This is a genomic window from Burkholderiales bacterium, from assembly GCA_013695435.1.
GTDB lineage: Bacteria > Pseudomonadota > Gammaproteobacteria > Burkholderiales > JACMKV01 > JACMKV01.
Genome location: JACDAM010000136.1, coordinates 1 through 6,895, shown reverse-complemented (window position 1 = coordinate 6,895; position 6,895 = coordinate 1). Strand labels below are relative to the sequence as shown.

The 6,895-nt window shown below is 61.1% G+C and carries 4 protein-coding genes; 2 read left to right on the top strand and 2 right to left on the bottom strand.

Annotation, left to right across the window (positions count from 1 at the left end; all coding sequences use genetic code 11):
- Positions 1-430: 430 nt before the first annotated feature.
- Positions 431-1,927, bottom strand: a complete 1,497-nt coding sequence (locus H0V78_07080) for a carboxypeptidase M32 (protein MBA2351540.1) — start codon at positions 1,925-1,927, stop codon at positions 431-433.
- Positions 1,928-2,080: 153 nt separating this feature from the next.
- Between H0V78_07080 and ppx the strand changes: the two genes are divergently transcribed.
- Entirely contained in the window at positions 2,081-3,607 is a 1,527-nt protein-coding gene (gene ppx / locus H0V78_07075; protein MBA2351539.1) for an exopolyphosphatase, read from the top strand.
- A gap of 57 nt (positions 3,608-3,664) precedes the next feature.
- Here the strand turns inward: ppx and ppk1 are convergent, their stop codons facing one another.
- Entirely contained in the window at positions 3,665-5,791 is a 2,127-nt protein-coding gene (gene ppk1, locus H0V78_07070) for a polyphosphate kinase 1 (GenBank protein MBA2351538.1), read from the bottom strand.
- 138 nt (positions 5,792-5,929) lie between these two features.
- Between ppk1 and mltB the strand changes: the two genes are divergently transcribed.
- Positions 5,930-6,895 (top strand): lytic murein transglycosylase B (gene mltB / locus H0V78_07065; protein MBA2351537.1); only part of this gene is annotated, 966 nt, incomplete at its 3' end.

Sequence of the window (6,895 nt, the reverse complement as noted above, 5' to 3'; positions counted from 1 at the left end):
TCCATGCCGCCGCGCAGCTCGTCGCAACTGGACCAGAGGGAGGAGTAAAGTTCGGATTTTTTCAGGGCCATCGCGGTTCGTATCGTTCGGACGGTTGCGCTTTGCGATTTTCGCAATGCTGAGCAAGGATTCTTCGGATCATCCCCCAGAACACCACGTATCCTTCGCGTTCGAGTTTGTTTGCGCAAGCTTTCTCAAGCAACGGCTGAGAGTAGGGACGCGATAAAGGGGTTCGGCCGTTGTTCCAATCATAGGGTGCGCGATCCGATTCAGGGCACCCCGACGTTGAAAAGCCACGACGTGTCATTGCGAGGAGCGTTTTTGCGACGGGGCAATCTCCAGGCTCTTGATGCACCTGAAGGCGAGATTGCTTCCCCCGGTTTCAAGCCCCGGGGCTTAAGGCCGCTTCGCGATGACTGCTTTGAGCTTTTCAACAAACCATTAAATAACGAGCCTCCAAATGTGCGCGAAAATGCGCCGGATTGAGCGTTTCACCGCTGGCGCGACGCACCAGTTCCGGCGTGTCCCAGCGGCTGGCTTGTGACCAGATGTTGTCGTCAAGCCACTCGAATACCGGAACCAGATCGCCCGCCGCGATTCGGGAATCGAGATCCGGCGCCGCGCGCCGCATCGCGGCAAACCACTGTGCCGCATACATCGCGCCGAGCGTGTAGCTGGGAAAATAGCCGAACGCGCCTTCGCTCCAGTGAACGTCCTGCATGCAGCCGTCTTTGAAGTTACCGCGCGTGTCGAGTCCGAGCAAAGTTTGCATCTTTTCGTCCCACAGCGCCGGAATGTCTTCCGCCTCGATCTCGCCTTCGACCAGCGCGCGTTCGATCTCATAGCGCAGGATGATGTGCGCCGGGTAGGTCATTTCATCGGCTGCCACGCGGCTCAAGCCCGGTGTGACGCGCGTCCACAGCCGAAACAGGTTATCCGCCGCAAACGCCGGCTGGTCGCCAAAATGCGCAGCCAGCAGCGGCGCCAGCAGACCCACGAAGCCGCGGCTGCGCGCAAGCTGCATCTCGAAAGCCAGGCTCTGGCTTTCATGAATGCCGTACGAGCGCGCCATGCCGATAGGCTGGCCCAGCCAGGCGCGCGGCAGATTCTGCTCGAAGCGGGCGTGGCCGGTCTCGTGGATCGCCCCCATCAGGCTTTGGGCGAAGTCGTCTTCGCGGTAGCGCGTTGTCAATCGCACATCCTCGGGAACGCCGCCACTGAACGGGTGGGTGCTTTCGTCCAGCCGCCCGGCGTTGAAATCGAAACCCAACAGCTTCATGACGGTCACGCTCAGCACGCGCTGGCTTGCAATGGGAAAAGGTCCGATCGGGGCGATGACCGTCTCGTCACGCTGCTTTGCTTGTACCCGCGCGATCAGGTCCGGCAGCCACGTTTTGACGTCCGCGAAAATGCGATCGATCTCGGCTGCGCGCACCCCCGGCTCGTAAATGTCCATCAGCGCATCGTAGCGCGTGAGCCCGGTGTCGTCGGCAAGCCGTTGCGCTTCCTCGCGCGCCAGCCGTACCACCTCGCGAAAGTTGTCCAGAAAACCGCGCCAGTCGTTGCCCGGCCGCTGACTGCGCCAGGCGTGCTCGCATCTGGCGCCGGCCAGCGTCTTCGCCTCGACCAGCGACTCCGGCACAGCGTTGGCGTTGCGCCAATCGCGCCGCATCTCGCGCAGGTTGGCGCGGGCACTGTCGTCGAGCGCTTCCTGCCCGGCTGCGCGCAACCATTCGGCGAGACGCTGATCGGTACGCAGCCGGTGCATCAGCGTGTTCAGCTCTGCCGTGGCCGCGGCACGCGCCTCGTTGCCCTTCGGCGGCATCATCGCGTTGCGGTCCCAGCCGACAATGGCGGCCAGGTGGTTATAGCGATGAAGACGCGAATGGATGCGGCAAAGCTCGGTGTAGGCGGGCGTGGTTGTCATCTGGATTTTTTGGGTGCGGAAGGGCAAGGAGGCAGATTATGCTTTTGTGTGAAGCCTGTAGCGCAGTATTTCCCACACGGTCAGGCTTTACAGTCAGACAAGTTCTAAATCATCCTGTCGTCATCGCGCTGCCGGTAAAATCCGCATTACCGCATGCTGGAGCACATCATGGAAGATGTTATCGCCGCCGTCGATCTCGGTTCGAACAGTTTTCGCGTGCAGGTCGCGCGTGTCGTCGGCGATCTGGTTTATCCGCTCGATTCGCTCAAGGAAACGGTTCGTCTCGCCGCCGGCCTGACGGATGACAAATATCTCGATGCGGCATCGCAGAGACGCGCGCTCGAGTGCCTGATGCGCTTCGGCGAGCGGCTGCGCGATCTGCCGGCCGATTCGGTGCGCGCGGTCGGAACCAATTCGCTGCGCGTGGCAAAAAACGCTGCGCAGTTCCTGGAGAAAGCGGAACGTGCGCTGGGCTTCCCGATCGAGATCGTTGCCGGAAGGGAGGAGGCGAGGCTGATCTATCTCGGCGTCTCCCACAGTTTGCCGGCGGGGACCGAGACGCGGCTGGTGGTCGATATCGGCGGCGGCTCGACCGAACTTATCATCGGCCGCGGCACCGAGCCGATCAAGCTGGAAAGTCTTTACATGGGTTGCATCGGTTATACGCGCCGGTTTTTTCCTGACGGCAGGATCAGCGAAAAAAATTTGCGCCAGGCCGAACTCGCCGCGCAAACCGAGTTGCTGACGATCGTCAAGGAATTCAGCGCCGCGTCATGGGAACAGGCGATCGGCTCTTCGGGCACCGCCGCGGCGATCGCCGACGTGCTCGAAGCGAACGGTTATGCGGAATCCGGCATCACCAGTGACGGGTTGCAGAAGTTGCGCGCGGCGCTGGTGAAAGCCGGCGACATCGATCGCTTGTCGCTGCCCGGTTTGGCGGCCGATCGCGCGCCGGTATTGCCGGGCGGCTTCGCCATCATGAGGGCAGTGTTTTCCGAACTCGGCGTGCGCCATATGGCCACCTCTGGCGGAGCGATGCGCCAGGGAATTCTGTACGACATGCTCGGGCGCGCTCACCACCACGATATGCGCGATGTTACGGTGCGCCAGTTCATGCAGCGCTATCACGTCGATGTAGCCCAGGCGGCGCGCGTCAAGGCGCTGGCCTTGCACCTGCTTGGCCAGTTCGACCAGGGCTTCCGCTCCGAGCGCGCGGCCATGGCGCGCCTGACCGGATGGGCGGCCGACCTGCACGAAATCGGCATTTCCGTCGCCTACAGCGGCTATCACAAGCACTCCGGCTACATCATCCAGAACGCCGACATGCCGGGCTTCTCGAAGATGGAACAAGGGCGTCTCGCCTTGCTCACGCTCGCCCATCGCGGTTCGTTACTGAAAACCCGCAATGTCATTGTGCGCGAAAGCGATTGGGCGATCGTCATCGCGCTGCGGCTCGCCGCCCTGTTTCAGCGCAGCCGCAGCGATATCGCGCTGCCGGAAATCCGCTCCGTGCTCGATGCCGGACGGCACTGCCTCGACATCGATCGCGAATGGCTCGCGCTCAATCCGCAGACCGCGCACGCGCTCCGCGAAGAAGTGCGGGAGTGGAAAAAACTCGGGTTCGAACTGAATATCAGCGCCTTGTCCGAGCTTGAAAACAGCGCCGAGTTGGTTGCGTAAGCATCGTACTTTCCGCCCGGCGCTCGGCGGCGGGTTGTCGCTGACGGCGTGCTGCGCTCAGGATGGCGGCGTTATATCGTCGCTGCGCATGGCGAGTTCGGCGAGCAGCTTTGATTGCGCGCTCGGCGTCTTGCCGCGGCGCGAGGCCCGGCGGCGGTAAGTGCCGCCGGGCTGCAGATCCCAGGCGCCGCCATTGTTGGCCAGGTAAGGCTTTAACCCCTCGCGCAACAGGCGTTTCTTCACTTTGCCGTCGAGTATCGGGAAACAGATTTCGATGCGGCGGAAGAAGTTGCGCTCCATCCAGTCGGCGCTCGACAGATACATATCCTGTGCGCCATCGTTCGTGAAATAAAAAATTCGCGTGTGTTCGAGAAAGCGGCCGACCACGGAGCGCACGCGAATGTTTTCCGAAACGCCGGCTATGCCAGGACGCAGGGCGCACACGCCGCGAACGATCAGATCGATGCTGACGCCGGCCTGCGATGCTTCGTACAGCGCGGCTATGATTTTCGGTTCGAGCAGCGCGTTCATCTTGGCGATGATCGCCGCTTTGCGGCCGGCCTGCGCGTGCCGCGTTTCGGTCTGGATCGCACGCAATACTTCGGCGTGCAGCCGGAACGGCGCGAGCCACAGGTGCTTCAGTTTGCCGGCGCGACCGAGCCCGGTAAGCTGCGCAAACACTTCGTGGATGTCGGCGCATAGCGCTTCATGACAAGTGAATAAGCCGCAGTCGGTGTACAGCGTTGCCGTGCGCGTGTGGTAATTGCCGGTGCCGAGGTGCGCATAGCGGCGCAGGCCGCCTTCCTCGCGGCGCACGACCAGCGCCATTTTCGCGTGCGTTTTATGACCGACCACGCCGTAAACGACATGCGCGCCGACGTGCTCCAGGCGGCTCGCCCAATTGATGTTCGCCTCCTCGTCGAAGCGCGCCAGCAGTTCGACGATGACGGTGACTTCCTTGCCGCGCTCGGCGGCGGTGATCAGGGTTTCCATCAATTCCGAGTCGGTGCCGGTCCGGTAAACCGTCTGCTTGATCGCCACGACCTGCGGATCGTGCGCGGCCTGCTTGATGAAATCGATAACGGGTTGGAACGACTGAAACGGATGATGCAGCAGAATGTCGCCCTTGCGGATCGTCCGGAACAGGTCGCGCTGCTTGACCAGAGCGGCGGGCACGCCGGGAACGAACGGCGCGAACTTCAAATCGGGCCGGGCGACGCGATCGGGGACATTCATCAGGCGCACCAGATTGACCGGGCCTTTGACGCGATACAAATCTTCGTTACCCAGATCGAATTGCTGCAGCAGGAAGTCGGCCATGACTTGCGAACAGTTATCGGCGACTTCGAGCCGCACGGCGTTGCCGAAATGGCGCTGCGGCAATTCGCCCTGCAATGCGGTGCGCAGGTTCTTGACCTCTTCTTCGTCGACGAAAAGATCGCTGTTGCGCGTGACCCGGAATTGATAGCAGCCGAGCACGTCCATGCCGCTGAACAGATCGCCGATGTGCGCGTGCAGGATGGATGACAGAAATATGAAACTGTAGTCGGCCCCGGCCAGCTCCGCCGGCAGGCTGATCACGCGCGGCAGAACGCGCGGCGCCTGTACGATGGCGGCGCCGGAACTGCGCCCGAACGCATCGCGTCCATCGAGTTCCACCGCGAAATTCAGGCTCTTGTTCAGCACGCGCGGAAACGGATGGGCGGGATCGAGGCCGATCGGCGTCAACACCGGAATCATCTCGCGCAGAAAATAGCCTTTGACCCATTCGCGCTGGGCTGCATCGAGTTCATCGCGACGCAGAAATCGTATGCTGTGCCCGGCTAGGTGCGGCAGAATGTTTTCGTTGAACAACTTGTACTGGCGGGCAACCAGCTCGTGGCTTTGCGCCGCGACCAGCGCGAAAATCTGCGCGGCGGGGAGACCGTCGGGGCTGTTGACTCGCGCGTCCAGGCCGATCTGTTCTTTCAACCCGGCGACGCGGATCTCGAAAAATTCGTCGAGATTGCTGCTGACGATGCAAAGATATTTCAGGCGTTCGAGCAGCGGCACTTCGACGTTTTCGGCGAGCGCGAGAACGCGGCGATTGAATTCGAGCTGCTGCAGCTCTCGATTCAGATAAAGATCCGGGGAGCGATACTGGGTCACGACGGGAATGTCTTTTGCCGCTTTTTTAGCAGCCATTCGATTGTCTCAAAACTGTAGCGCGCGCATGTTACGGATTTGTTGCAAGTATAAGACGAAAGCATTGTTTGAAAGATGTAATGGAATGCCGCTGATAGAATTCAACAGCACCGATATCGGAAACGCTGCGCGCAATCAATGACGACAATGCTGAAAAAACTGCTGCTCACCGTTCTGTTTGTCGTTCCGGCTTTCGCGAGCGCCGCGCAGCCTTTGGACAAGGAGGTCGAACGGTTCATTCGGGAAGTCGCGGCGAGGCATCATTTCAAAGCGCCGGCGCTGCGAAAAACCCTGCGCGAGGCGCGCTTTCAGCCTTCGATCATCAGGGCGATAACCACGCCCGCGACGATCAGACCATGGACCGAATACTATCCCCCGTTTCTGACGACTTCCCGCATCGAAGGCGGGGTGCAATTCTGGCGCGATCACGAAGCCGGGCTTGCGCGGGCCGAACGCGAATTCGGCGTCGCGCCGGAAATCATCGTGGCGACGATAGGAGTGGAAACGTTTTACGGCAGAAATACCGGCCGCTATCGCGTGCTCGACGCGCTGGTTACGCTGGCGTTCGACTATCCGCGGCGCGCCGAATTTTTTCGCGGCGAGCTCGAACAATACCTGCTGCTCGCGCGCGAATCCGGCTTCGATCCACTGAGCCTGAAAGGCTCGTATGCCGGCGCGATGGGGCTGGGGCAGTTCATTCCGAGCAGCTATCGCCGCTATGCCGTCGATTTCGATGGCGACGGCCGGATCGATTTATGGCAGGCGTCGGATGCGATTGGCAGCGCCGCCAACTATTATCGCGAATACGGCTGGCAGCACGGCGCGCCAGTCGTGCTTCGCGCCGGCGCGTTCGACAACACTCAGCAGTTCCTGCAGCGCGAAATCAAACCGCAAACGACGCTTGCCGAATTCCAGAGCGCGCTGGTGACGGTGCGCGAAACCTTGCCGGCCGGTACGCTGGCCACGCTGTTCACCCTGGAAGCCGAAGATGGCCTGCAATACTGGCTGGGGCTGAATAATTTTTACGTGATTACGCGCTATAACCGCAGCGTTTTTTATGCGATGACGGTACATCTGCTGGGTCAGGAAATTCTGCGTCGCAGA

Bases quoted from the DNA above. Each gene is read 5' to 3' on its own strand.
- H0V78_07080 (MBA2351540.1), bottom strand. From the start codon at position 1,927: ATGACAACCACGCCCGCCTACACCGAGCTTTGCCGCATCCATTCGCGT.
- ppx (MBA2351539.1), top strand. From the start codon at position 2,081: ATGCTGGAGCACATCATGGAAGATGTTATCGCCGCCGTCGATCTCGGT.
- ppk1 (MBA2351538.1), bottom strand. From the start codon at position 5,791: ATGGCTGCTAAAAAAGCGGCAAAAGACATTCCCGTCGTGACCCAGTAT.